Annotated in this window: 1 protein-coding gene; it reads right to left on the bottom strand. The window is 71.4% G+C overall.

The genetic code is table 11. From position 1 onward, the window contains the following. Positions 1 to 381 (bottom strand): carbohydrate-binding domain-containing protein (locus tag OXS49_RS33465; protein WP_276082373.1); only part of this gene is annotated, 381 nt, incomplete at both ends.

Raw genomic sequence — 381 nt, forward strand, 5'->3', positions numbered from 1 at the left:
CGCCGGTGCCCGCAGCCGTTCCCGGGACGGCGAATTGCTGGGGCCCGGGATTGAGGAAGGTCAGGCCGCTGTTGGCCACCGCGGCGCCGTTGTAGCTGGCGGCGTCCACGTACAGGTTGCGGTCGTTGCCCGGACCGTCATAGGCGTCGTTGAGGAAGTTGAGGCTGACCGTGTGCGGCCCGGCGCCGAAGTTGCCCTGCACGGTGAGCGTATCGTCCAGGGCCGTCGAGCCGGCGACGTGGGCGGCGTGCGCGGTCAGGGTCCCGCCGACCTGCTGGCCGTCGACCGAGACCGTGTACTGGGCGTCGCCCTTGTAGGCGTCCTCGCTGAGCTTCAGCACCAGCTTGTCCGGGCCGGTGCCCACCGTGGTCGCCACCGCGG

It is taken from the genome of Methylobacterium sp. GC_Met_2, from assembly GCF_026540795.1.
Taxonomy (GTDB): domain Bacteria; phylum Pseudomonadota; class Alphaproteobacteria; order Rhizobiales; family Beijerinckiaceae; genus Methylobacterium.